The 21,995-nt window shown below is 62.8% G+C and carries 28 protein-coding genes; 11 read left to right on the forward strand and 17 right to left on the reverse strand.

The genetic code is table 11. The annotated features are described in order from the left end of the window. The first annotated feature begins 4 nt into the window (after window positions 1–4). The 5 genes from ACSQ9A_RS33455 (at window position 5) to ACSQ9A_RS33475 (ending at window position 4,029) form a co-directional block, all read left to right on the forward strand. Window positions 5–1,081 (forward strand): branched-chain amino acid ABC transporter permease, encoded by a 1,077-nt coding sequence (locus ACSQ9A_RS33455; protein ID WP_436307102.1) that lies wholly within the window; start codon window positions 5–7, stop codon window positions 1,079–1,081. Window positions 1,082–1,212: 131 nt separating this feature from the next. Next, the gene (locus ACSQ9A_RS33460; protein WP_436307103.1) at window positions 1,213–2,475 is read left to right on the forward strand and encodes an ABC transporter substrate-binding protein; all 1,263 of its coding nucleotides are present in this window, start codon (window positions 1,213–1,215) and stop codon (window positions 2,473–2,475) included. Between the two features lies 1 nt (window position 2,476). Next, on the forward strand, window positions 2,477–3,274 hold the full coding sequence (locus tag ACSQ9A_RS33465) for an ABC transporter ATP-binding protein (RefSeq protein WP_436307104.1): 798 nt from the start codon (window positions 2,477–2,479) through the stop codon (window positions 3,272–3,274). Between the two features lie 216 nt (window positions 3,275–3,490). Next, on the forward strand, window positions 3,491–3,730 hold the full coding sequence (locus ACSQ9A_RS33470) for an alpha/beta fold hydrolase (protein ID WP_436307105.1): 240 nt from the start codon (window positions 3,491–3,493) through the stop codon (window positions 3,728–3,730). A 32-nt stretch (window positions 3,731–3,762) separates the two neighbouring features. Beyond that, window positions 3,763–4,029 (forward strand): hypothetical protein, encoded by a 267-nt coding sequence (locus ACSQ9A_RS33475; protein ID WP_436307106.1) that lies wholly within the window; start codon window positions 3,763–3,765, stop codon window positions 4,027–4,029. A gap of 58 nt (window positions 4,030–4,087) precedes the next feature. Here the strand turns inward: ACSQ9A_RS33475 and ACSQ9A_RS33480 are convergent, their stop codons facing one another. Further along, window positions 4,088–4,384: a HigA family addiction module antitoxin gene (locus tag ACSQ9A_RS33480; RefSeq protein WP_436307107.1), complete on the reverse strand. Its 297-nt coding sequence runs from the start codon at window positions 4,382–4,384 to the stop codon at window positions 4,088–4,090. A 33-nt stretch (window positions 4,385–4,417) separates the two neighbouring features. Then, window positions 4,418–4,696: a type II toxin-antitoxin system RelE/ParE family toxin gene (locus ACSQ9A_RS33485; RefSeq protein ID WP_436307108.1), complete on the reverse strand. Its 279-nt coding sequence runs from the start codon at window positions 4,694–4,696 to the stop codon at window positions 4,418–4,420. Window positions 4,697–5,058: 362 nt separating this feature from the next. Between ACSQ9A_RS33485 and ACSQ9A_RS33490 the strand changes: the two genes are divergently transcribed. After that, window positions 5,059–5,271: a cupin domain-containing protein gene (locus tag ACSQ9A_RS33490; protein ID WP_436307109.1), complete on the forward strand. Its 213-nt coding sequence runs from the start codon at window positions 5,059–5,061 to the stop codon at window positions 5,269–5,271. Window positions 5,272–5,510: 239 nt separating this feature from the next. Here ACSQ9A_RS33490 and ACSQ9A_RS33495 read toward each other — a convergent pair whose 3' ends face one another. After that, entirely contained in the window at window positions 5,511–5,699 is a 189-nt protein-coding gene (locus ACSQ9A_RS33495) for a tannase/feruloyl esterase family alpha/beta hydrolase (protein ID WP_436307110.1), read from the reverse strand. A gap of 523 nt (window positions 5,700–6,222) precedes the next feature. Between ACSQ9A_RS33495 and ACSQ9A_RS33500 the strand changes: the two genes are divergently transcribed. Both ACSQ9A_RS33500 and ACSQ9A_RS33505 read left to right on the forward strand, forming a co-directional pair. Further along, window positions 6,223–6,720, forward strand: a complete 498-nt coding sequence (locus tag ACSQ9A_RS33500) for a helix-turn-helix transcriptional regulator (RefSeq protein ID WP_436294896.1) — start codon at window positions 6,223–6,225, stop codon at window positions 6,718–6,720. Window positions 6,721–6,900: 180 nt separating this feature from the next. Next, on the forward strand, window positions 6,901–7,107 hold the full coding sequence (locus ACSQ9A_RS33505) for a hypothetical protein (protein ID WP_436307111.1): 207 nt from the start codon (window positions 6,901–6,903) through the stop codon (window positions 7,105–7,107). 62 nt (window positions 7,108–7,169) lie between these two features. Here the strand turns inward: ACSQ9A_RS33505 and ACSQ9A_RS33510 are convergent, their stop codons facing one another. The 4 genes from ACSQ9A_RS33510 to ACSQ9A_RS33525 all read right to left on the reverse strand — a co-directional run bounded on the left by ACSQ9A_RS33510 (window position 7,170) and on the right by ACSQ9A_RS33525 (window position 11,834). Further along, entirely contained in the window at window positions 7,170–9,713 is a 2,544-nt protein-coding gene (locus tag ACSQ9A_RS33510; RefSeq protein ID WP_436307112.1) for an isoleucine--tRNA ligase, read from the reverse strand. A 333-nt stretch (window positions 9,714–10,046) separates the two neighbouring features. Beyond that, a complete protein-coding gene (gene phaP / locus ACSQ9A_RS33515; RefSeq protein WP_436307113.1) occupies window positions 10,047–10,457 on the reverse strand; it encodes a TIGR01841 family phasin in 411 nt (136 codons plus the stop codon). Window positions 10,458–10,600: 143 nt separating this feature from the next. After that, complete coding sequence (locus tag ACSQ9A_RS33520; RefSeq protein WP_093110540.1) at window positions 10,601–10,834, reverse strand: DUF2789 domain-containing protein; 234 nt, start codon at window positions 10,832–10,834, stop codon at window positions 10,601–10,603. Between the two features lie 427 nt (window positions 10,835–11,261). Then, complete coding sequence (locus ACSQ9A_RS33525) at window positions 11,262–11,834, reverse strand: hypothetical protein (protein ID WP_436307114.1); 573 nt, start codon at window positions 11,832–11,834, stop codon at window positions 11,262–11,264. Between the two features lie 563 nt (window positions 11,835–12,397). Between ACSQ9A_RS33525 and ACSQ9A_RS33530 the strand changes: the two genes are divergently transcribed. Continuing rightward, window positions 12,398–13,078 (forward strand): cyclase family protein, encoded by a 681-nt coding sequence (locus ACSQ9A_RS33530; RefSeq protein ID WP_436307115.1) that lies wholly within the window; start codon window positions 12,398–12,400, stop codon window positions 13,076–13,078. Window positions 13,079–13,234: 156 nt separating this feature from the next. After that, window positions 13,235–14,128 (forward strand): DUF72 domain-containing protein, encoded by an 894-nt coding sequence (locus ACSQ9A_RS33535; RefSeq protein WP_436296924.1) that lies wholly within the window; start codon window positions 13,235–13,237, stop codon window positions 14,126–14,128. A 232-nt stretch (window positions 14,129–14,360) separates the two neighbouring features. Here ACSQ9A_RS33535 and ACSQ9A_RS33540 read toward each other — a convergent pair whose 3' ends face one another. From ACSQ9A_RS33540 to ACSQ9A_RS33570, 7 genes are all read right to left on the reverse strand, one after another. Beyond that, window positions 14,361–14,702, reverse strand: a complete 342-nt coding sequence (locus ACSQ9A_RS33540; protein WP_436307116.1) for a DUF6537 domain-containing protein — start codon at window positions 14,700–14,702, stop codon at window positions 14,361–14,363. Between the two features lie 28 nt (window positions 14,703–14,730). Then, complete coding sequence (locus ACSQ9A_RS33545; RefSeq protein WP_436307117.1) at window positions 14,731–15,375, reverse strand: pyridoxamine 5'-phosphate oxidase family protein; 645 nt, start codon at window positions 15,373–15,375, stop codon at window positions 14,731–14,733. Window positions 15,376–15,387: 12 nt separating this feature from the next. Further along, window positions 15,388–16,419, reverse strand: a complete 1,032-nt coding sequence (locus ACSQ9A_RS33550; RefSeq protein WP_436307118.1) for a carbon-nitrogen hydrolase family protein — start codon at window positions 16,417–16,419, stop codon at window positions 15,388–15,390. A 239-nt stretch (window positions 16,420–16,658) separates the two neighbouring features. After that, window positions 16,659–16,799, reverse strand: coding sequence for a hypothetical protein (locus ACSQ9A_RS33555; protein ID WP_436307119.1), 141 nt, complete (start codon window positions 16,797–16,799; stop codon window positions 16,659–16,661). Next, window positions 16,799–17,134: a hypothetical protein gene (locus ACSQ9A_RS33560; RefSeq protein ID WP_436307120.1), complete on the reverse strand. Its 336-nt coding sequence runs from the start codon at window positions 17,132–17,134 to the stop codon at window positions 16,799–16,801. The genes ACSQ9A_RS33555 and ACSQ9A_RS33560 overlap by 1 nt, the downstream gene beginning before the upstream one ends. Window positions 17,135–17,156: 22 nt before the next feature. After that, on the reverse strand, window positions 17,157–17,471 hold the full coding sequence (locus ACSQ9A_RS33565; protein WP_436307121.1) for a helix-turn-helix domain-containing protein: 315 nt from the start codon (window positions 17,469–17,471) through the stop codon (window positions 17,157–17,159). A gap of 63 nt (window positions 17,472–17,534) precedes the next feature. After that, a complete protein-coding gene (locus ACSQ9A_RS33570; RefSeq protein ID WP_093110472.1) occupies window positions 17,535–17,810 on the reverse strand; it encodes a hypothetical protein in 276 nt (91 codons plus the stop codon). Window positions 17,811–17,976: 166 nt separating this feature from the next. On the opposite strand from ACSQ9A_RS33570, the gene ACSQ9A_RS33575 reads away from it, so the two are divergent. Next, window positions 17,977–18,486 (forward strand): hypothetical protein, encoded by a 510-nt coding sequence (locus ACSQ9A_RS33575; RefSeq protein WP_093110473.1) that lies wholly within the window; start codon window positions 17,977–17,979, stop codon window positions 18,484–18,486. 557 nt (window positions 18,487–19,043) lie between these two features. Here the strand turns inward: ACSQ9A_RS33575 and ACSQ9A_RS33580 are convergent. The 3 genes from ACSQ9A_RS33580 to ACSQ9A_RS33590 all read right to left on the reverse strand — a co-directional run bounded on the left by ACSQ9A_RS33580 (window position 19,044) and on the right by ACSQ9A_RS33590 (window position 21,993). After that, complete coding sequence (locus ACSQ9A_RS33580) at window positions 19,044–20,009, reverse strand: Bug family tripartite tricarboxylate transporter substrate binding protein (RefSeq protein WP_436307122.1); 966 nt, start codon at window positions 20,007–20,009, stop codon at window positions 19,044–19,046. Window positions 20,010–20,046: 37 nt separating this feature from the next. After that, window positions 20,047–20,943, reverse strand: a complete 897-nt coding sequence (locus tag ACSQ9A_RS33585) for an MBL fold metallo-hydrolase (RefSeq protein WP_436307123.1) — start codon at window positions 20,941–20,943, stop codon at window positions 20,047–20,049. A 69-nt stretch (window positions 20,944–21,012) separates the two neighbouring features. After that, window positions 21,013–21,993, reverse strand: coding sequence for a Bug family tripartite tricarboxylate transporter substrate binding protein (locus tag ACSQ9A_RS33590; RefSeq protein WP_436307124.1), 981 nt, complete (start codon window positions 21,991–21,993; stop codon window positions 21,013–21,015). Window positions 21,994–21,995 lie beyond the last annotated feature (2 nt).

Genomic DNA, 21,995 nt, shown 5'->3' on the forward strand with positions numbered 1-21,995 from the left:
CACCATGTTCTACCGCGCCGCTGGCATCCGCCACGTCAACTACCTGCAGACGCGCAAGCTCTGGCCGCTGCCGGCCGACCGAGCGACGCTCGGCATCATCGCGGCGCTGTTCCTCACGGCGCCCTGGCTGTTGAGCGCCCTGTACCTGAACTCCTACCTGACGCCGCTGCTGCTGTGGACCAGCGCGGCACTGGGCCTGAACCTGCTGATGGGCGGCGCGGGCCAGGTCCACCTGGGCTACGGCGCGGTGATGGCGATCGGCGCCTACGGCACCGTGCACATGACGCGCGCCGGCCTGCCCTTCGAGCTGGCGCTGCTGCTGGGCGGCACGCTGGCGGCGCTGGTGGGCACCGTGTTCGGTGCGGCGGCGCTGCGGGTCAAGGGCCTGTACCTCGCGGTGTCCACGCTGGCGCTGCAGTACCTGACCGACTTCGTCATCGTGCACGTGCCAGCGATCAGCGGCGGCTCGCAGGCCTCGCTGCAGGTGCCGGTGCTGCGGCTGCTGGGCATGCCGGTCACGTCCGACGCCGGGATGTACTTCGTCGCGCTGGGCGTCTGCGCGCTGCTGACGGTCTGGATGCTCAACATCCGGCGCACCAGCTTCGGCCGCGCGCTGGCGGCGATCCGCGAGAAGGACTACGCGGCGGAGATCCTCGGCGTGAGCGCCTTCCGCTACAAGCTGCTGGCCTTCTGGGTCAGCTCCTTCATCGGCGGCATCGTCGGCGCGCTGTACGCCTTTTGCTACTACAAGGCGGTGTCGCCCGAGCAGTTCCACATCGAGCTGTCGATCCAGCTGCTCGCCACCGTCATCGTCGGCGGCCTGGGCAGCGTGCTGGGCTGCTACTTCGGCGCGGCGCTGATCCTGCTCGCGCCGCCCCTGCTCAACAACGCGCTGGCGGCGCTGTCGCGGCAGTACGGCGGCGCGATCGGCAGCGACCTGCTGACCCATGCGCCGCTGATCCTCTACGGCGCACTGATCGTCGGCTTCCTGCTCTTCGAGCCGCTCGGGCTGGCCAAGATCTACGACAACGTGCGCAAGAGCCTGCTGGTCTGGCCTTTCCGACACACGCGGCGCCAGTGAGCAGGCGTGACGCACGAGCCTTTCGACAAACCAGTAGCCAACCGTCGCCAGGGCGCCCGCCTGGACGGTTCGGGCGCCCCGGGACGGGTGCCCTGGCAACTCTGACCGGGCGAACAAAGGAGACAGACATCATGACGGTTGACAGACGACAGTTCGTCGCGGCCGGCGCGGCGACCGCACTCATCGGCGCCCTGCCGCACACGCGCGCCCAGGCGCAGGAAAAGATCATCAAGTTCGGCATGGCACAGGACTTCACGGTCGTCTACACCTTCGTGACCGCCGATTACAGCCAGGGCCAGCGCGACTACTTCTCGCTGGTCAACGAGCGCGGCGGTGTCAGTGGATGGAAGATCGCGGCCGACATCGTCGACACGGGCAACGCGCCGCAGCGCGGCATCGAGGCCTACGAGCGCTTCAAGCGCAACGGCGTCATGCTGGTCGATCCGCTGTCCACGCCGGTGAGCCGGGCGCTCGTCTCGCGCGCGCTGCAGGACAAGATCAACTTGGTGACCACTTTCTCGGGGCGCAGCGACGCCGCCGACGGCACCGTCTTCCCATACGTGCTGCCGCTGTCGGCCAGCTACTGGTCGCAGGCCTCGATCCTGATCGAGTACATGGCGCGCCAGGACAAGGATCTCAAGGGCAAGAAGATCGCGTTCGTCCACATCGACACGCCCTACGGCCGGGAACCTCTGCCCCTGCTGCAGGCCCTGGCCAAGCGCCGCGGCTTCGAACTGCTGCCCTTCCCTTATGCGCCGCCCGGCAACGAGCAGTCGGCCGTATGGACGCAGCTGCGGCGCGCGCGGCCGGACTGGACCTTGATCTGGGGCGGCGGCGTCGGCCAGACGGTGTCGCTCAAGGAGGCCTTGCGCAATGGCATCGCGCCCGATCGCATCGCCTCCGTCGTGTGGCTGTCGGAGTCGGACATGAAGGTGGTCGGCCCCGATCAAGTCAAGGGCGTCCTCAAGTTCGAAGGCGCAGCCGCAGGCAGCGAACCCAAGGTGATCCAGGACATCCTTCGCGACGTCGTCGGCAAGGGCAAGGGTGCGGGCTCGCGCGAGATGGTCGGTACCACCTACTACAACATCGGCGTGATGGCCGCCGCGGTCATGGTCGAAGGCGTTCGCCGGGCGCTCGAAGTGACCAAGGGCGGGGCGGTCACCGCGGAAGCCCTTAACGAAGGGCTGCGCAGCATCAAGAACTTCACCGCCGACGGACTGATTCCGCCGCTGACGACGAGCAAGACCGATCACCAGGGCGGCGGCATGGGCCGCGTCGCCCAATGGGACGGCAGCCGCTGGGTGCCCAAGAGCGACTGGCTCGCGAGCGACCAGGACGTGGTCTGGCAACTGATCCGCGCCTCGTCGGAAGAGTTCAAGAAGACGGGAACCTGAGATGCCCCTCCTGGCGCTCAACAACGTCGAGGTCGTCTACGACAACGTGTCGCTGGCCGTCAAGGGCGTCTCTATCGACATCGAGGCGCGCGGGCTGGTTGCGCTGCTCGGCGCGAACGGAGCCGGCAAGAGCACCGTGCTCAAGGCGATCAGCGGCCTGCTGAGCGCCGAGCGCGGCAAGGTGAGCGGAGGTGGCATCACCTTCGATGGCGCTGACCTGCTGGGCCTCGGCGCGCCCGAGCGCGTGCGCCGGGGCATCGCCCACGTGCTCGAAGGCCGGCGCGTCTTCGAGCACCTGACGCCAGCTGAGAACCTGCTCGCCGCATCGTCGATGCACCGCGACCGCGGCCATGTCCGCGAATTGATGGACAAGGTGATGGCCTGGTTCCCGCGCTTGGCGCAGAGGGCAGGATCGCCGGCGGGCTACCTCTCCGGCGGCGAACAGCAGATGCTGGCCATCGGCCGCGCCCTGATGACCGAACCGCGCCTGCTGATGCTCGACGAACCCAGCCTCGGCCTGGCGCCGCTGCTGGTCGACGAGATCTTCGACATCGTGCAACGCATCAACGCCGACGCGGGGCTGTCGGTGCTGCTGGTGGAGCAGAACGCCGTTGCGGCGCTCGGCATCGCGCAGCGCGCCTACCTGATCGAGAATGGACGGGTCGTCATGACCGGCAGTGCCGATTCCTTGAGCAGCAATCCCGACGTGCAGGAGTTCTATCTTGGGGGCGCACAAGGTCAGCAGAAGGACTACCACGCCGTGAAGCACTACCGCCGGAGAAAGCGGTGGCTGACATAGACAACAGCGGGATCTCCATTTCTGGAATGGTTCATTCTTGCGGGCGATCGCGCAAGGACTCTGCAACCTGAAGCTCGCCAACGAATATTTCCCAGACTCCAACGCCGCCTCCGGACCTCGCGCAGCGCAGCACTGCCGCAATCTGGCACCCCTGCACGCAGATGAAGCGTTCCGATACGGTGCCACCCCAACCGCTATCGTGCCCTGGACCTGGACGTGGAGCAGATGCGGCAGTACGCAGCGTGTCGAATCGAACAGCCGACCTTGTGGATCGGCGGTGAGCGCGATCCAGCCCGCTATCTGGTTCCAGGATTGGATCGCTACACCGATCCGATTCCTCGATGCACCGACCCACGCGGCGCAACCGTGCTCCCCGGCGTCGGGCACTGGATTCAGCAGGAGGCGCCAGAGGCCGTCAACAGCATGATCCTCAGATTCCTGGACGAGCTGAAATGATTGTCCCGTTGAGCGCATCGAACAGCCCGGCGTTGCTCGAAGTGAACAGTTTCAAAGCGCTCGCCGTTCGATTGCAAGCGGGGTTGAACACCGAAGGCCTCGACGCTGCACTGGGAAGCCTGGGACGCATGGAAGGCACGCGCGCCTGGCTGTCGATCACGGCGTTGAAGGCCCTCGGACCCGACGAGACCGCCTGGAAAAGCAGCTTCGATGCAATGATTTCCTATGCGGACGGCGCGGGTTGGGTCTCGCAGGACAAAGCACTCGTGCGCGCCCATATCGACCTGTCCGAGCGCTGAAGTTCAATCCTGCAAGATCTGATCGCAGCTACCTTCCGTTGACGGTCTTAGCCATGGCTCATGCAGCCTCAAGCTGCTCAATGGTTGCGAGCTCTTCGGCCAATTCATCCTTCGCCATGGCCGTGTCGTAGGCGGTCTGCAGATTCGTCCAGAAACAATCGCTCATGCTGAAGTAGCGAGCGAGGCGCAGGGCGGTATCTGCAGTCACAGCGCGTTCGCCGGAAATGATTGCGGCGATACGGGTCTGCGGCACATGGATAGCCTTCGCCAGGCGATAGGGCGTGATGCCCAGGGGCTTCAGAAAGTCCTCGACGAGGATCTCGCCGGGGTGCGGGTACGGTACTTGGCGGGTCATAAAAATCTGCCTTTCAAGGTCAGGAAACGGTGGTCAGTGATAGTCGACGATCTCCACGTCGGACGGGCCGCCTGCGGTCCATTTGAAGCACAAGCGCCATTGGTCGTTGATGCGGATGCTGTGCTGGCCTTTGCGGTCCCCTGCCAGGGCTTCGAGCCGATTGCCGGGCGGCACCTTCAGATCGCCGAGGACCACGGCCGCGTGCAGCATCGCCAGCTTGCGCATCGCTCCCGTAGCGATGTTGGCCCAGCGGGCGACTCGTGAGCCCTCGAACAGTCGGCGTGTCTCGTCGCAGCTGAAGCTCTGAATCATGGGCAAATAGTAACGTCAAACGTTATTAACGTCAAGCGTTACTATCGCTCCGCGTTGCCATGAAATCTCGCGCCCTGGAGGGCGCCACGGGCACCCGGGGGTGACCTTGGTGTCTCCTGGGGAGGGCAGCGCAGGCATCAGGGGGAGGCTTCAAGGGCCTGGGCGTGTTCAGGTGCGCGAGCTCGACATCGACGTGCTCAAGATCAACGAGGCTGGCGAGGACGCCGTCTTGAAGGACGTGCAGGACGCGCGAGCCCGGCAGGTGTCCACCGGCGATCTCATGCCGCAGGTCATCTTCTTTCTGACCTTCATCGCCTACGTGGGCGCTTCGGCCCCGCAAGGAGCGCAGCCGCGGTCACCCCATGAGCCATCACGAGGGGGAGGAGATCCTGTATGTCCTGAGCGGGAGCATCAGCCTGCAACTTGCCGATCGTTCGGAGACGCTGAAGGCGGGTGATTGCGCGCACTTCAATGCGGCGGTTCCTCACAAGATCACGTCAGTTAGCAAGGACGATGCCGAGGTGCTACTTGTGATTGCCGGCGAGCCGGCGCAAGCCAGGGATGGTGCGCGCTGACAGCGATCATCGCGGCGAAGTTGGCCTTGCGGAAACCGATCGCGCGACAGGCGTGTTCGTGAAGGCACTGCGCGCCGCCATCGCCAGCCCGACAAAGGGACAGCATCCGCATCAAGAATCTCGAGGAAGACATGGGCGGCAAGCTGCTGTACTGCAGCAGCCAGGAGGTGACGCTGACGCCGTCCGGCAGGAGTTGCACATCGCGCTCACTGCGCCGCACCGGATTCCGAGCCCGCCCGTCACTGGCATGTGTAGTTGGCCGCCATCTTAGCCGAACCATCCCCCCAAGTCGTCTTCTTCGGGTAAACGCAGATCGGGTAGCTCACGCTGTTGTCTCTGGAGCTGATGACGATGTCGTCAGGCGCCACGCCCTTCTCCACCCAGTCGACCAGCGCAAGGCTAACGTTCGCCCCACTCGCGCGGCCCATTCAGCAGCCCAAATGGCCTCCTCCCAGAAGCGAGTTGTCGGGAAAGGGTCAGCAAGCTCGCTTGTTGCGAACGTTTCTCACAGCACCGCTGACCCATTGCATGCCCAGCGACACGGGCGAGCGCTCCGCCGGTTTAGAAATTGCGGTGAAGATCGCCCAAGCGGCATCTGCCTCGGCTGGCACCATCCTTGGCGAAACGCCTCGGGTCGAAAGAGGGCTATAGCAGAGGTCGCTCCCGCTGGGGAATTCATGTCTGTGATGGCTGTCGTAGGCGCTCAAGGCGTCGCGTAGTTCCTCTTTCGTAGCAAGTCCGCGAAAGCTGTGCGGTGCTACCAGGAAGCGTCCCGTTAAGTCCGTGCGCCCTCGTCTCAGCAGACTGACCTTGACCTTCCGGTCGAGGTTGGGATGCGCGAAGATGATTGTCACGCACACGACGCGGCGACGGATATGTTTACTATACTGAACTATACTATGATCAATATATTGACTATCATTTAGTAAAGTAAATTTTACTTCCTGCACCATGCCTATCCTCAACGAACTCGCCACACTGGTGAAACGCCAGCGCGCCGAGATGGGCCTGACACAGGAGCGCCTGGCCGAGCTTGCCGGTCTTTCCAGGGTAACCATCAACCAACTCGAAACCGGAAAAATTGGCAACCTGAGCCTTATCAACGCAGAGCAGCTCGCCAACGTTCTTGGCTATGGGTTGGGTGTGATCGGTGTGCGCAAGGCCAAGGATGACGTTTCCCAAGCATTGGAAATCGCTGCGAAGACGGCAAGCGTCAGCTACACCGATCCAATCCCGCCAGAAACGCTTCGATTGGCCATCCTGCATGGGGTTGTTGCTCCGAATTACATTCCGCAGTTGAGGGTGCTCCTGGACGAGGCCCCGGTGGGCGTGCTTTCGGACATCACGAGGCAACTCGAGCGAGAAGACGGTGTGCGCCCCCGGTCGACGTGGCAAAAAATGCGCCAGTTGGCGGCTGCCCTGGGTTGCACACGAGGAATCTGGTCGTGAGTGCCCCAGACTTCACGCGCCCGGGAGTCTGGCAAGAGTTGCTCGCGCAAGCGCTGCAACTTACCGATCACCTGGCCGATGTAGTGCGCAACCCAACCTGGAGTTTCGGTGGCGGCACAGTCCGGGCGGGTCGCAGGCCTCAGTCGGTACTCTGGAACGACCCGGATAAAATAGTTGGTGATGACGACCTCCGTGACCACGAACAAGCTTTCCAACGACGGCTTCCGCTATGTCAAGAAGACCGTCGGGACCATCATCGACACCCCCCGCGCCGAATCCATGATGTCGTGCTTCCGCTGCGGCAAGTTCAAGCTGCGTAACCTTCTGGTCTCCAAGCGATTTCTCGGCAAGAACATGCTGGTGTGCGCAGAGAAGTGCACGGGTTAATTCCTGGCGGCGACTCGCTCAAAAGCAGCCCAGGTACACGGCTGGTTGAGACGGTCGAGCGTTCAGTCCCCTTGCTCGACGGCAGTAACCTTGAGCTCCTGCTCAACCTCCTCGCACCGATGGCACAGTGCCGACAAGAGCGACAACCGGTCATGTCGACGGCATCGCGGGCAGAGACCGCGGCTCGTTCGGCGAACACGGACCCCGACCGACGCGCCCGCAGCCACCCCGACGCGTGCGACACCGAAAAAATCCCTCATCTCGTCCGGCATCACCAGGAAGAGCTCCTCTGAGCAAGGCAGTGTGACCTCCAGCTCAAGCTGGGCGGCGCTCTTCAAACCGTTGGCCAGGCCCGCCTCCACATGTTGGTGGACCCGGTGCTTGAGACCGCTCAGCTGTTCGTAGGCCGCCCGCAACTCGACAGCTCGCTCCACCTTCGGCATTTGCAGTCCCTCGAGCGTCAGAAGCAAGGCCGAGGCCTCGGCACAGCCCATGGGCTTGCGGACCAACTGGAAGACCTCTTCAGCCGTGAATGGCAGCACCGGCACCAACAGCCGCATGAGCGTGTCCAGCACCCGGCCGAGCACAAACTGCGCTTCACGCCGGCGGGCAGAGTTCGCGGCGTCACAGTAGAGCGCATCCTTGACGGCCGTGAAGTAGTCGCTTGAGACCGCGTCGGCGTACTGCATCAGGGCAGCCGTTGCACCTGCGAAGTCGTAGCGTCCCGCGGCGGCCTGCACCGTGGCCACGAGCTCTTGGAGTTTGACAAGCTGCAGCCGATGCATCGAGTGCGTGAGCTCGGCGGGCGCTTTGAAGTCGAAGTCGACCAGGTTCTGCAGGCAGAACCGCAGCGTGTTGCGCAGCTTGCGATAGCGCTCCACGGTACGTTCGAGCGACTGCGACGATAGCTTCAGCTCCTTGGTGAAGTCTTGCTGCAGGGTCCAGAGCCTGAGCACGTCAGGGCTGTATCGCTTGAACATCTCGTCCATCGGCTGATAGTTCTTGCTCGACTTCGAATACTTGCGGCCGTGCTCATCCACGACAAAGCTATGGGTGAGCAGCGCCTTGTAAGGCGCCGGCCCACCTGCGGCCACCGCTGTGAGCAAGGACGACTGGAACCAGCCACGGTGCTGGTCAGAGCCCTCCAAGTAGACGTCCGCCGTCCTGCCAAAACGTTTGCGCATCACGAGCTCGTGAGTCACGCCACTGTCGAACCAGACATCGAGGGTGCGGCGTGGCCCGTCCGCCTGCCATGCCTCGACGCCCTCCTCCGCGACCCGCGCGAGCAGCGCGGCGTCCGCGGCGTTGCCCGTGTCTGCAAGGGGCGTGCCCCACAGGCGATTGCGCGACAAGCACCAGGACGTCCGCGACCGCAGCATGTTCCCAAGCCGCTCGCGCGCCGTCTCCGGTACGAACTGCACCTCCTTCAACGCCGCGAGGGCGCGTGGCCCCACTTCCGCCAGTTCAAGAAACCATTCCTCTGAGGCCTTGAAGAAGACGGGCCGCTTGTGCCGCCAGCAGTGCGGGTACTCGTGCTGGAGGCTCGTGCGGGAGTGCACCAGATCGCCCACACGCTCGAGCACGTGGTCCGACCCTTCGCGCAAAGTCATGCCCGCCATGTCGCCGTGCAGGAAGCGGCCACCCTCGTCGACGTAGTGCTCAACGCCCAGCCCGTGAGCTTCTCCGACTCGGAAGTCGTCCATCCCAAAGGCTGGCGCCAAGTGCACCAGGCCGGTTCCGCTCGACGTCACATAGTCCGCCGCCAGCAGGGGCACGAGGTCGCCCGTGTAAGGGCTGCGCGCGTGAAGGCCGTGCAGGTCGACAGCCACGCCCGTCATTGCTTCACCTGGCGGCTGTGCTCGGACAAGGGTCCTGCCGCCCTCCTCGACCGCTGCGTAGTCGAGGGCGGGATTGAATGCGACCGCCTTGTTGGCAGGCAGAGTGTAGGGCGTGGTGGTCCACACCTGCAAGAACGTGTTTTCCCGTCCCTCCAGGGCGAAGAGGACCACCACGCTGTCTGATGTCCGCTCCTTGTACTCGACCTCCGCTTCGGCCAATGACGATGCGCAGTCCGGGCACCAGTGCACCGGACGCAGACGCTTCACCACCGACGGCAGCGCGCTGAAGAGGCGCGACGCGCCGGCTTCGAATTCGGGGTCGAGCGTGAGGTACGGCTGCTCCCAATCGGCTGCGACGCCGAAGGTGCGGAACTCGGCCGTCTGGCTGGCCACCTGGCCCTCGGCGTAGGCTCGGCACGACTCGACAAAGTCGCGCGTGTCGGCTTTGGAGTGCCCGAGCTTCTCCACTTCGAGCTCCACGGGGAGCCCGTGGCAGTCGAAGCCCGGCACATAGGGCGCGAAGTAGCCATCCAGGCGCTTGAACTTCACCAGGGCATCCTTGAGTGTCTTGTTGACGAAGTGACCAAGGTGCAGGGCACCGTTGGCATAGGGCGGCCCGTCGTGCAAGAGGAAGGTCGGCCGCTCCCCGGGGCTGCGATGTAGCGCATCGACGGTGGCGGGCGCGCCCCACAGGGCGAGATAGGAGGATTTGTCCGAGTGCACTTGCGCGAGCTCGAACGACGACTTGAAAAGATTGAGGCTGTACATGATTTCGGGTCCAGAAAAGCAAAAAGGCAGCGAGGGTGAGTCGCTGCCTTGGGAGGTCGAGGTCGAAAGTGGGGCTAACCGCCCAACGTAATTCGCCCCCGGTGCTCGTTGGCAGCGGAGGTCGGAATAATCGGCATGGACCAGTGCTTGGACACGGTGAAATCGGGCGATGAGTTTGGGTCAGACGCGTTGTATCGCGTAGCCATTCTAGCGGGACGCCATGGTGCCGCGCAAATGCGCACCCCGAGCCCCTTCGGCCCTATCCGTTCCCGGAACCCGATCGACTTCATCGCGAATTTCACGGGTCACAGACAAATACATGGGTTCTTGTCGCTACTTGGGCTGCATCATTTTCTTGATCTCGTTCACGTGCTCGGCGGCACGCTGCGTGATATGGGCCATCGCATCGGACTGAGAGCGGCGCGCCATCTCGGCGAGTTCTTTCATATCGGCGATCGTCTTTTCGAATGCGCTGCGAACCACTTCAGTTTGCTTTGCCGGGTCTATGCCCCCGCTGGTAGCGCCCTTGGCAACTTCCTGCATGACTTGCATCGCCTCGGCCATCATTTCGCTTTGCTTGCGGACCATGGCCTGCATGGATTCATAAGCGGCCTTGTTGGCCTCAACCAATGCTTCCACATCCTTGCGTCGCGCCTCGACGATGGCCGTCATGTCGACGCCCGGCATCTTCAACTGCTCGAGCATTTTCTTCATATCGCCAAACGGATTGATCTCTGTTGCCATAGCGTCTCTCCTGGTGATGGGGCCGGAACAAAACCTGCGCCGGCGCAGCATCATTGCATATGGTGGCAGCTGTGGCATCCCCCGTCCGCCCACGGTGTCGTGCCGCTCTCCGCTGCGCCCGCGGCGTTCGACGGGCCGAACGGCTACGCGCGCAGCAACGCGTTCAGCTGATCCACCATCTCGGCCCAATCGGCGTCCTCGCCGATCTCTTCCCGCAGGAACTGCGCTTGCCCAGGCGTCCAGAACGGAGCGTCCGCCAACTCGATCTCGCCGCGCAAGGGCCGATGCCTTGAGATGAATGAATCAATCTCGGGCTGAGTGCTTGGCAACCCAAGCTGACGAAACAGGTTCGGGAGGCTGTGGTCGGTGAGGTCCATTGACGGATTCTCCATCGAACGCGCATCTCTGATCGCGTCCAGGTGTGCCATTTCGCTCGACGGCAACCCTGGTTGCAGCTCGAAGCGCGACGTGGCGTCCATGACATACGACCAATGCCAGGCTTCCTTCTCGCTCGACCAATGTGATCGCAACGTCGTGACCGTTGTAGTGGAACTCGGTCTCCAGCTCCGCCATGGGCACCTCCACGGGATTGAGCCCACAAGTACTCCTTCGCGACCATGGCGCGCGGCCTGTGCGGCCGCCATGGTCAGATCCGGTGCACAGGCGCAGCGCGTCCGCCCGCAGGGTCCTGGACGCAGATCCGCAGGGGTCCCGCCAGTGCTCAGGCGACGATCCGGGCCCTGCAGTTGAGCGGCGCGCACGAGACATCACGAAGGCGGATTGACTGCCCGAAGGCGCGCCACCTCATCTGTGACCATCGTGCGCCCACCACTGCTTCAAGCGGCGCAGCAGCTGAACCGGACGCTTGTCCGCTCGAACGCGGCCCAGGTGCTCGCGATAGAGCGCACGCTGGGTAGTCAGTGCTGCCCGGAGAGCGACAAGATTGTCCTCTGTGTACAGCCAAACGCCTTGGAGCACGAAGTTGCCGGGCTTGCTCGAGTCCGGCTTCGGTCGAACATGGACGTCCGTGGCGCCGATGCTTCGCAACAGGTCGGATCGGGCTGCGGCAACCATCATGCCCTCGCCATACATCTCTATCTCCCGCGTCAAGGTAAAGCACGCGGTCTGGATGCTAGGGAAGCGCTCAGCCAGAAACATGGTGACCTCGACCAGCAAGAGCGGGCCGAAGTTGCGTTGCTCGCTGCCCAAAGCCGGCGAAGCCAAGAAGCGACTGATGTGAACATCCGACCTGTCGACGCTGACTTCAATCGGATCGAGCGAGCCAAGAAAGCGACCCCGGTCATAGACGAACACGGGTTCGCCCAGTTCATAGTTCGACAGGTCCGGGCCCGCGAGGTGCAGTTTCTCAAAGATCAAAATTCATCAGGGTCGATTTCAAGTCATCCGGCGGCTGAAGGTCAAACCGAGGATGACACATCCTCTCTCGGGCAGGTATCGCGCGTTTCGGTGATCAAGGCGGACAATGTGCCCCACTTCACATTCGGGCCGAGATCGTTATAGAGCATAAGCACCGGCAACGCCAACGAGCAGCGGTATCAGGTAGCTCTCCCGATCCGCCCCCCAGCACGGCCACGCGCTTCATCCCCTTCTGATACACCAGCAGCTCGCCTGGCACAGGGTCAGCCTCGATGTCCTCGGGGTGCATCTTTTGCCCCTCTCGCCGGCAGCGGCAAATGATGGCGAACACATGCGGAACATACTGTATGGGCGCATGGGGTTTCCGGCTAGCTCCAGTGAACGGACAAGAACTGGATGCGCATCCATGCTTCAGCGCTAAACGCAAGTCGGATGCGGATGGAAACGACCGCCGTTGACCGCCCGCCCCTTGCATACTATGGTGCGCTCACGACCGGCACTGAGCGCGAGCCGCACCAGCAGGTCGGAGGTGTCTGCGCTGAAATCAAGCGGGGGATGAACAAATGTTTGTCGACCTCTCTCACGTATTCCACGACGGGATGCCCGGCGTCCTCTTCAAGGCTGAGAACGGCGAAACAGTCGAACTCACGGCGCACATTCGACCCTACATGACGCATGCGCAGTCGCGCCCCCACTACGAGAACAAGGCCTCGTTCGAGATCTCTGACGTGGCATTCCAAAGCTCCGTCGGCACGAAGATGGATGCCCCGCGTCACCGTTTCGAAGGCGCGAACGATGTCGCTTCCATCGAGCTCAGCCGCCTGATTCTGGACGGCGTCGTCATCGACGCCCGGCACGCGGGTCCCAGGCAGCAGCTGAGGTTGACAGACCTGCAGTTTCCCGAGCATCTCGCAGGCCGGGCAGTGTTGGTGAACTTCGACTGGGATCGCCATTGGGGAACGGAGACCTACCGATTGCACCCGTTCGTCTCGCATGAAGTGGTGACCTGGCTCTGCGATGCGGGAATTGCCCTTTTTGGGGTGGACTGCGCGAACGTCGACTCCACGCAGGATCCAGAACGTCCAGCACATACCCGGTTTCTAAGGCAAGGCATCCTCATCGTGGAAAACCTCACCGGACTGTCGCGCCTGCACGGCGCGGCGTTCCGCTTTTTCTCCATCCCGCTGAAGGCGAGGGACGCGGCAGCCTTCCCGGTCCGTGCTTTTGCAGAGGTGCGTGAATAAACACAGGCGAAACCGCATCTTGTCACGGGCTGGTGAGCGCAAGCTGCGTCGAGCCGCTGGAGGACATTGCCGCGGACCTTTGGCGCGACGCCCGTCTGCGCGCCATGACGCCGGCCGAAGCTGCCCAAAACTGGCTCGAGCCGGTAGCATGTGCCGATGGCCATCCTCGTCGGCACAGCCTCCTGGACTGACAAGACGCTGATCGACTGCGGGCGCTTCTACCCGAAGGAAGCGAAGACGCCCGAGGCGCGTCTGCGCTACTACGCGTCGCTCTTTCCTTTGGTCGAAGTCGATTCGAGCTACTACGGGATCCCCACGCCGACCAACGCCCACAACTGGGCCGAGCGCACGCCCGAGGGCTTCGTATTCAACGTGAAGGCCTTTCGCCTGTTCACCGGCCACCAGACCGACCCGAAGGTGCTGCACAAGGACATCAAGGAGGCGCTGGGCACGAGCCAGACGCTGTACTACCGCAGCACGCCGCCGGAGATCCGCGCCGAGCTCTGGCGCCGGTTCGTCGATGCAATCACGCCGCTCAAGGCGGCAGGCAAGCTCGGCCTGGTCCACTTCCAGTTCCCGCCCTGGCTGATGTGCAACCGCGAAGGGCATGCGCATGTCGAGCACTGCATCGAGCAGATGGAGGGGCACACCTGCAGCGTCGAGTTCCGGCACAAGTCCTGGTTCGACGAGGCGAGCCGCGCCGGCACGATCGACTTCTTGCGCGCGCTCGGCGCCGTGCACACCATCGTCGACGGGCCGCAGGGCTTCGCCAACAGCGTGCCGCTGCTGGCGGAAACCACGAACCCCGACTACGCGCTGGTGCGCCTGCACGGCCGCAACGTGGACACCTACAACATCAAGGGGGCGTCTTCAGCAGCCGAGCGCTTCGACTACGACTATCCGGACCAGGAACTGCGCGAGATCGTGATCGAGGTGGTGCGGCTGGCCTACAAGGTGCGCAACACGCACCTGATCTTCAACAACTGCGACGAGGACAAGGGCCAGCGCAACGGGCTCACTTTCCTGAAGATGCTGCTGGCGCACGGTTGAGCGAGCCAGGGCGATGGGGCGTCGGCTCTTTATCCTGGCGTAACACTGGTGCCTCATCCTTGGAGGTGACAGTCGATCGGCGCTGGTAGAGGATGCTTCGGCGCCCACCCATTGATGGGTGGGTCCTCGATGCCGGCGACTGTCGCGACCTATGGAGTGCAAATGTGAAAGGCGCATCGCAGAAATTCGCCAGTTCTCGCGAGTCCTCGTGAGCTTCGTGGCGCTCACGCGATCACTGTGCGACGACAGCGATGCCGCGGATCTGCCCTGCCCTCGCCGCGGACACCGGCCGAGGATAGCGCGCAGGCGCAAAGCGCTGCAGCAGCCGCGCCTCGCGTCCGCGCGCCGACGCCAGGTTGGCGAGCTTCACATGGCCGAATCCCCGGATTGCGAGCGGTATGGCGGCAAGCTGCGCTGCGAGCGCCTGATCCTCGGGTGAGAGCTCGGCCACCAGCTCGTCCAGCCGCGCCTCGAACTGGGCGATCAGGCTGCGTTCCAGGCGACGCTCCTGCGTGTAGCCGAAGACATCGAAAATGCCACCGCGCAGCACCTTGCCCCGCGCGAGCCACGTCATGAACGACTTCTCATACTCGCCCCTTAATTCACGATTCTTCGATCGCCTTGATGTAGTCCATGATGTCAATCGCCGGCATCTCCAATGCCTTGCGACGATCTCGCTCGGGCAAGGTATCGCGCACGAAGTCGATCTGCTTCCAGTTGGGAAACGGCGTTTCCCGCCCTGGCGCGGGCACGAACGGCGAACTCGAGACTCGCTGAAGCTTGGGGATGTATCGAGGACAGTTCAGGAAGATCTCGCTGACGGCAACCCGGACCACGAACTGGGCTTCCGGGTACTCGGAGATCAACGGGTCATCCCTCATCACGGACGCCTCTCCGCTGATCCGCAGGCGGTTGGGCTTCTCGAAGTCGATGAACAGGATGCCGACCTTCGGATTGGCCAGCACGTTGCCCATGGACAGGTACATGCCGTTCCCGTCGTAGCAAGGGAAAGCCAGAGTCCGTTCGTCGACCACCTTGACGAAGCCCGCCGGACCGGCCTTGAAGGAGCAGCTTGGCTTTCCCGAGCCATCGGCCGTCGCGAGAAAGAAGAAATCCTTCGTCGCGATGAACGCGGTGTCCAGCGGGTTGAAGGTGTCGTGCAGGTTGTGGGTCTCGATGACATCCGCCAGCCGGCGCGTGTCGAACGCGTCCTGCAACTGGCGCTGTTGGTCGTGATAGATGCTCATGCGGTACTCCGCTCAGGCGGACAGGGCCTGCGCCGCTGCGGGTTCCGCCACGGGGGTAATCTGCGCCATCTCAGCCGCGGGAGAAGTCTGGACGACGACGGCTTCCCGCCGGGTCTTGTTCAAGAGCAGCTGCGTCACGTCGGGCCGCGCGTAGTGGCCGCTGGGGTCGGCGGCCGCCTTGGCGAGCGAAATCAGTCCGAGATCGATGTCCGCGACGACGAAACCCTCTTCGGCCTCGGCCAGGTTCGTGCCCAGCGGCGAGCCGTCCGGCCCGTAGATGCGCGCGAAGCCACCACCGGCGAGCAGCAGCTGCTTCTTCGTCGGGTCGGTGCACAGCAGGTCGACCATGGGGCTCGATACCGTCGCGCATGGCGCGATCACGAAGCACTGGCCCTCGGCTGCATAGAGCTGGCTGGCGCCATTGTTGACCTCCGGGCCGAGCGCGTAGGCGCCGCCCCGGTAGAGGGAGAAGCTCGGCCAGGCGGCGCAATGGATCTGCTCGTTCTGCGAGTACATGGCGTACTTGGAAAGCGGCTGCAGATGCTCCCAGCAGCACAGTGACCCGATGTTGCCGATCTCTGTTTCGCACACCGTCAGGTCGGAGCCGTCGCCCTCGCCGAAGACGGTGCGCTCGACGTGGGTGGGCTTGAGCTTGCGGCGCGTCTGCACGACGTTGCCCTTGTCGTCGATCAGGAACTGAGCGATGTAGAGGCTGCCTCCGGCCTTCTCGCTGAAGCCCGACGAGATCCAGATGCGATGCTTGCGTGCGGCGTCCCTGATGCGCTCGAACTCGGGCGATCCGATCACCAGCGAGTTGTCGTGGTAGCGCTGCACGAACTGCATGCCCCAGGCCGGCGAATCCAGCCAGATCCACCAGGGGTAGCCTGGCAACCAGGTCTCGGGGAACGCCAGCAGCTGGATGCCATCCTTCGCCGCGCGGCCCATCAGGTCGATGGTCTTGTCGATCGTCGCGTCGAGATCGAGAAACACGGGGGCGGCCTGGACCGCGGCGACGCGCAGCCTGGGGTGGGTCTTGCTTGCCATGATGGAGAACTCCGGTGGATTTCGTGCGTGGTGCCCGAGGGCTGAGGGGTTGTCCCCGCCTTGTCAGCAGGTTGACCGAAGACTAGGGCGGCTTCGGCTTTGACGCTTGTCCAAGCGTTGCAGCGTTCTTGTCTAAAAGTCGCGCATCGTCGGATTTCGCTGCTGGCACATCCGGCACAGAATGCGGCCGATCAACACCCCTCCGTCGTCGCCGCAGCCGCTTACGTTTGGCGGCTGGCTCATGACTGATCGACCAAACGCTCGAAGGGCGCGATGCCGGTGGTTGCTTCGCAGCGGCCGAACACCTTGGCGCGATGCACGTCCAACGCCGCCAAGTACGCCCAGGCGCCATCGCGTGCGTACTCGTGCTCCACGCGCATTACCTGCCTGCCTCGGTGGGCAGGCTCGGATGCATGCGCAGCCGAGCCTGGATACTGGTCTTCTCGTCGGTCGAGATGACGAACTCGTCCTTGCGCAGTGACTGCCCTTGCCAGCGTCGCTCGTACAGATCCAGGATGCGGCCGGCCTTGGCATGGAAGTGCGGGTCCCGCGCAAAGATCCAGCAACGGTGCCGCCAAGGGCGAATCGCGTCCTCGTGCAACCAACGCCAGACCGTGCTGTCGCTGATGCGCGCCACCAGGCCCGAGCGCTGCGCGTGTCGCGCCACGTCGGCAACGCTCAGGCGCGACAGCGGCAAGCCCAAGGTGGCCGGCAACTCGCATGCGAGCGCCTTGATCTCAACCGTGACCTTTGGGGGGAAAGACCCGTGGGCGTCCCGGGCGGGCTCTCTCTTCGAGACCCGCCAATCGCTCCTTGAAGAAACGCTGGCGCCAGTGACTGGCCACCTCGCGCCGGGTGTCCAGCCGCGGGGCAATCTCGTCGTTGTCCATGCCGTTGGCGGCCATCAGGATCATCTTGGCTCGAACAACCTCGAAATACGGCAACGTATATCTGGTTGCGCGACGATTCAACTCGGCCGACTCATCCAGCGTCAACTCGATATGGAACGGGCTCTTCCTTGGCATATGCAACCCCTGGTCGAAGGATTGCACAAGACGCCATACGCGGCCGAACTTATCAAGAATATGCGTGGCCGCATTTATGAAACTGCCTACTTAATCAGGCAATTGCTGGAGTTCGGCCAGCGTCGCTCGCAGGGTGCCCAACGCTTTCACGGCGGCAGCGAACTCGCCCACTTCCACGCCCTGATCGCTCAAGCTCTGTAGCACGAACTGCTCAAAGGCGTCGCCGGTCTTTCCCTCAAGCAACTGGTGATCTTCGAGGATCACATTTCCAAGCAACAGCAGCTCTGCCAGCGCGCGAGCAGGCCGGCGATGGGAACGTTCGAACTCGACTCGCAGGGCTGCGATCTCATCACTGGTGGCCGTCATGAGCGTAGTTTGCCCCAGCCTTCCGCCATTCTCCAAACGAGATATTCCGCAAGCGGTTCGCGCCAGCTTGCTGGCAAAGGATGTACTGACCTAGGCCGGAAGTGCAGCGGACAAACACCATCGCTCGAAACATACTTTCCTATCCAAGTCCTGATCGGGCCGGCGGATGGAAACTGGAAAGCTGCTCGCGATTGTGGAGGTTGCACAAGCCAGACGGTTTGCATGTCAGGCCGCAGGCTGTGGCCGCACTGTTTTTCGGCAGCTTTACGTCGTCGTCCACAGCGAGGGAATCATCGTCCTGGGCGCAGGCTGCTATCGAAAGATGCTCGGCACCGAAGTCTCAGCTCGGCCGCTGCATGGGACGCCTGATGTCCGCCGTCTCACCGAGCGGGAGTGCAGCTTGCTCGCGGAGAATCCGGCTCAGCTGATGGCGGAGTTCGACGCGGGGCACGCATCCGCCTTCGGTGCTCTCTCGGCGCGTCCGAGCCCGCGCGAGGCCACCCCGCGCGCGCGAACTCCTCGCTTGCCCATTTGGACCAGACGCCAGTTTGGTGCGCAGGCGGAGAAAGAGGTTGAAGCGCAATACGGGCGAAGCTCGGACCTCAAGGGCTGGCGTTCGCTGGTCGACCTCCGCATCAGGGAGCTCGCGGACCGGGTCACCGCGTCGAAGGCGTAGCGGCCCAGCAGGTGCTTGGGTGCAGATCTGACTCAAGGATGGCGGGTGCCGCAACCCTCCATGGCTCAAGCTGTCGATCGGCGGCCAGGATCGAAGGCCGTGGCGTTGCGCATCAAGGACTTTGGAGCAGCTCTGCCAAGCTACTTTGAACGCGCTGGGCAACACACTTTGAATTTTCCGGTGGGTTTTTCACCCATCTTTGAATTTTCCGGGGGCCGCGAGGGGATCACGAGCCGCCGCCGGTTAGGTCGCAACCGCCGGTTGAATCCGCAGCCCTTTGCGGACATTCCCACTTCTCGAAAGCGGCCGTTCAGGCAACTACGCAGAACACCCCCGATGACGCCCGGTGCATCTGTCAATTCCCCCTCATACACGGCCAAAAGATTAAGCCTCAGGAAGGCGGATAGTGGACCTTGTTGAGCATCTCTGATACGCAGGGTCGCGGCTTGGGTGTCCACCGGAGCCGCTAGCCGCGGTGACTCGCCCGCGCACATTGCTGCAATGCACTCACGCTTGAACTCCGGTGCTGGAAGTCGTCGAGCCTTTTCATGACAGGGCTACTCCGGCTTCACGTTGGCAGTCTCCGCCACCGCTTTCCATATGGCGATGTCTTCACGCATGAGTTTGCGTAGCTCGTCAGGTGGAAGGTAGGCCGGCTGGACACCGAGGCCCAGAAGGCGGTCGGCAGTTGCCTTTTCTGCGAGGGTGTCGCGAAGTGCAGCGGACAGCTTGTTCACGACGGTTGGCGGGACGCCAGCAGGGGCGAGCAAAGTCCAGCTCAGCTCACTACGAAAGTCAACGCCTTGGTCCGGATAGGTGCCCACTTCCGGCATGCTCGGCGAGCGGCTACCACAAATTCCCAAGGCGCGAATCTTCCCGGACTTGACCAGCGGAGATGCGGTTCCCATATCCAACACACCCACTCGGATGTGCCCGCCAAGCAGGCCCGTCACGAGGTCACCCGAGGATTTGAAAGGGATATGGTCCAGCTTCGCGCCCGCCTTTTGGACGAGCACCTCACCACAGAGATGACCCGTCGAACCGTGGCCCCAAGTGCCGTACTGCAAGGGCTTGTCCTGTCCCTTGGAATTCGCGACAAGGTCCTTGAGGTTTTTGGCTGGAAAATCAATGCTGGAGACCACCACGACACCTGCTGTTCCGATTCTTCCAATTTGGCTGAAGTCGGTAACGGGGTCGTACGGAAGTTTGGCGTACACCGCTGGCGCGATGATGTGGGAGGTCATGCCTCCCATGGTGATGGTGTACCCGTCGTTTGGTGACCTTGCAGCTTGCGCTGCGCCAATGGTTCCGCCTGCTCCGACACGGTTGTCGACATAGATTGAGCCGTTCAACTTCTTTGCCATCGACTCGGCAAGCATGCGACCGATGGTGTCGCCGCCGCTTCCGGCTGACAACGGCAGCAAAAGTTTGATGGGCCTTGTCGGATAGTCGCTGGATTGCGCGCACGCGTGCCCGGCGTACGCCAGGCCGACCCCCAGAGCGAGTGTGTACAGAACCTTCAAGATATGTCTCCTTATGTTTGGTAAGAGCACCATGCGCTTAGCGCAGGTACTTGAACGTGAACCCGTGGTTGCACGAGTGGATGCGACCGGCCGTGGGCGCCGGGAAGTGCATGGTGAGCAGCAGCGTGTCCGTGTCGGCAAACCGTTGTGCAAGCGTCTGGCGAGTTGCCCGCGCGAGCTCCGGATTCCAGTCTCCGGTATTGATGAGCCCAGGCTCTAAAAAAATGATGGGGTGATGGAAGATGTCGCCAGTCATGACCCCGTGCTGGCCACCCTCCTTCACATTCACCGTTACGTGCCCGGGGGTGTGTCCCTGCGAATCCTCAAGCCAGACACCCTTTGCCAAGTCGCCTTCAACCAGGTGATTTGAGTCAACGAGCAGCGCTTGGCCGGACTCGACGACCGGCAGGACACTGTCGACGAAGGAGCCTTGGTTGACGGGCAGGTCGGGCTTCTTCTCGTGAAGCCGAAGGTAGTGTTCAAACTCCTTCTTCGCGAAGATGTACCTCGCATTGGGAAAGGTTGGCACCCATCTCCCATTGCTGAGTATCGTGTTCCATCCGACGTGGTCCGTATGAAGATGCGTGCACAGAACCATGTCGATGTCACCGGGGGTCAGACCGAACCTGGCCAGATTGCTCAGGTACTCGTCCGACTTAAACATGTGCTGCCATTTGGCGCGTGGTCGGTCCTTGTGATTGCCATTGCACGCGTCGACCAGAATGTTCGCGGTTCCAGTCCGAATGAGGTAGCTGTGGAAGCTCAGGTTGAGTTTGAAGTCACCCGGACTTATGAGGTTAGGCCCGAGCTCGGCCTGATGCCGGGCCGCCACTCCCGGCTCGATGTTGGGGTAGAGCCATGCTGGGTCCACCCAGAAATTGTCAATCTCTACGACCCGGTCGACGCGGGTGTTTCCAAACTTGAGTTGCTTCATCTTTAGGGCTCTTGCTGCAACGCCATGGCGCGGTCATCAACCTTGTCGGAGCTGACCTCCCGCGCCTTTCTAGACGTCTTGCTGCTTGACACCAGCGTCACGGGTGATTTGGGCCCACTGGGCGGACTCTTTCTTGATGACCTGCCTGAATTCGTTGGGACCGACGAACTGTGGAATGGCACCAAGTTCTTCGATGCGCGCCTTCACTGCAGGTGTTGCCATCGCCTTCTGAATCTCGACAGAGATGGCGTTGACTACGTCATCCGGCGTACCCGGCGGCGCAACGATGCCCACCCAGAACTCCTTGGTCTCATTGATGACCAGACCCGACTCTTCGAACGTCGGGATGTCTTTGAGTGCAGGGGAGCGGTTTTTTGACATCACGGCCAGCGGCTTGAGTTGGCCTCGCGCTGAGGAAATCAACGGAATCGCGCCCATCATGGCGTCGACCTGCCCGGCCATCAGCGCCTGAATGGCCGGCGCACTGCCGGTGTACGGGACGTGCAGCATGTCTTGGACGCCGGACGCTCGCATGAACAGCATCGTTGCCGCATGCCCGGTTGTTCCCACGCCCCACGTGGAGAACGTCATCTGCTTGTCCTTTGCTAGCGCGATGAACTCCTTCAGGTTCTTGACCTCGAGGTCCTTGCGCACTGCCAGGCCAAACGGCACGAAGGAGATGACCGCCACCGGCACGTGGCCCTCCGGGTGGAAGTTCTTGTTGTTGAAGAAGTGCGGATAGACGGTGTGTGTGTCGCTGCTGGCGGCGAGTAGCGTCTGGCCGTCGCCAGGCGATTTAGAAAGGAGGGCCGAGGCGAGGGTCCCAGAAGCGCCCGGCTTGTTGTCGACGACGATTGGCTGACCAAGGGAGGTCCCCATGGCGGTAGAAACCAGGCGCGCCAAGATGTCCGAGTTACCCCCGGCTTGGCCTGGTACAAGCAACGTAATCGGCCTTTTGGCAGTCCAGTTTGCCTGAGACCAGGCTGAGGATGCGAGGGTCCCGAGGGCGATGGCTGCGCTTTGTGCGAGGTAGTGTCTCCGAGTATTCATGG

This window comes from Variovorax sp. LjRoot290 (assembly GCF_964253985.1).
Taxonomy (GTDB): domain Bacteria; phylum Pseudomonadota; class Gammaproteobacteria; order Burkholderiales; family Burkholderiaceae_C; genus Variovorax.

Coding starts and splice junctions, on each gene's coding strand:
- ACSQ9A_RS33455 (WP_436307102.1), top strand. CDS start 5: ATGTTCTACCGCGCCGCTGGCATCCGCCACGTCAACTACCTGCAGACG.
- ACSQ9A_RS33460 (WP_436307103.1), top strand. CDS start 1,213: ATGACGGTTGACAGACGACAGTTCGTCGCGGCCGGCGCGGCGACCGCA.
- ACSQ9A_RS33465 (WP_436307104.1), top strand. CDS start 2,477: ATGCCCCTCCTGGCGCTCAACAACGTCGAGGTCGTCTACGACAACGTG.
- ACSQ9A_RS33480 (WP_436307107.1), bottom strand. CDS start 4,384: ATGACCCGCCAAGTACCGTACCCGCACCCCGGCGAGATCCTCGTCGAG.
- ACSQ9A_RS33485 (WP_436307108.1), bottom strand. CDS start 4,696: ATGATTCAGAGCTTCAGCTGCGACGAGACACGCCGACTGTTCGAGGGC.
- ACSQ9A_RS33490 (WP_436307109.1), top strand. CDS start 5,059: ATGAGCCATCACGAGGGGGAGGAGATCCTGTATGTCCTGAGCGGGAGC.
- ACSQ9A_RS33495 (WP_436307110.1), bottom strand. CDS start 5,699: ATGGGCCGCGCGAGTGGGGCGAACGTTAGCCTTGCGCTGGTCGACTGG.
- ACSQ9A_RS33500 (WP_436294896.1), top strand. CDS start 6,223: ATGCCTATCCTCAACGAACTCGCCACACTGGTGAAACGCCAGCGCGCC.
- ACSQ9A_RS33505 (WP_436307111.1), top strand. CDS start 6,901: ATGACGACCTCCGTGACCACGAACAAGCTTTCCAACGACGGCTTCCGC.
- ACSQ9A_RS33510 (WP_436307112.1), bottom strand. CDS start 9,713: ATGTACAGCCTCAATCTTTTCAAGTCGTCGTTCGAGCTCGCGCAAGTG.
- phaP (WP_436307113.1), bottom strand. CDS start 10,457: ATGGCAACAGAGATCAATCCGTTTGGCGATATGAAGAAAATGCTCGAG.
- ACSQ9A_RS33520 (WP_093110540.1), bottom strand. CDS start 10,834: ATGGACCTCACCGACCACAGCCTCCCGAACCTGTTTCGTCAGCTTGGG.
- ACSQ9A_RS33530 (WP_436307115.1), top strand. CDS start 12,398: ATGTTTGTCGACCTCTCTCACGTATTCCACGACGGGATGCCCGGCGTC.
- ACSQ9A_RS33535 (WP_436296924.1), top strand. CDS start 13,235: ATGGCCATCCTCGTCGGCACAGCCTCCTGGACTGACAAGACGCTGATC.
- ACSQ9A_RS33540 (WP_436307116.1), bottom strand. CDS start 14,702: ATGACGTGGCTCGCGCGGGGCAAGGTGCTGCGCGGTGGCATTTTCGAT.
- ACSQ9A_RS33545 (WP_436307117.1), bottom strand. CDS start 15,375: ATGAGCATCTATCACGACCAACAGCGCCAGTTGCAGGACGCGTTCGAC.
- ACSQ9A_RS33550 (WP_436307118.1), bottom strand. CDS start 16,419: ATGGCAAGCAAGACCCACCCCAGGCTGCGCGTCGCCGCGGTCCAGGCC.
- ACSQ9A_RS33555 (WP_436307119.1), bottom strand. CDS start 16,799: ATGCGCGTGGAGCACGAGTACGCACGCGATGGCGCCTGGGCGTACTTG.
- ACSQ9A_RS33570 (WP_093110472.1), bottom strand. CDS start 17,810: ATGACGGCCACCAGTGATGAGATCGCAGCCCTGCGAGTCGAGTTCGAA.
- ACSQ9A_RS33575 (WP_093110473.1), top strand. CDS start 17,977: ATGGAAACTGGAAAGCTGCTCGCGATTGTGGAGGTTGCACAAGCCAGA.
- ACSQ9A_RS33585 (WP_436307123.1), bottom strand. CDS start 20,943: ATGAAGCAACTCAAGTTTGGAAACACCCGCGTCGACCGGGTCGTAGAG.
- ACSQ9A_RS33590 (WP_436307124.1), bottom strand. CDS start 21,993: ATGAATACTCGGAGACACTACCTCGCACAAAGCGCAGCCATCGCCCTC.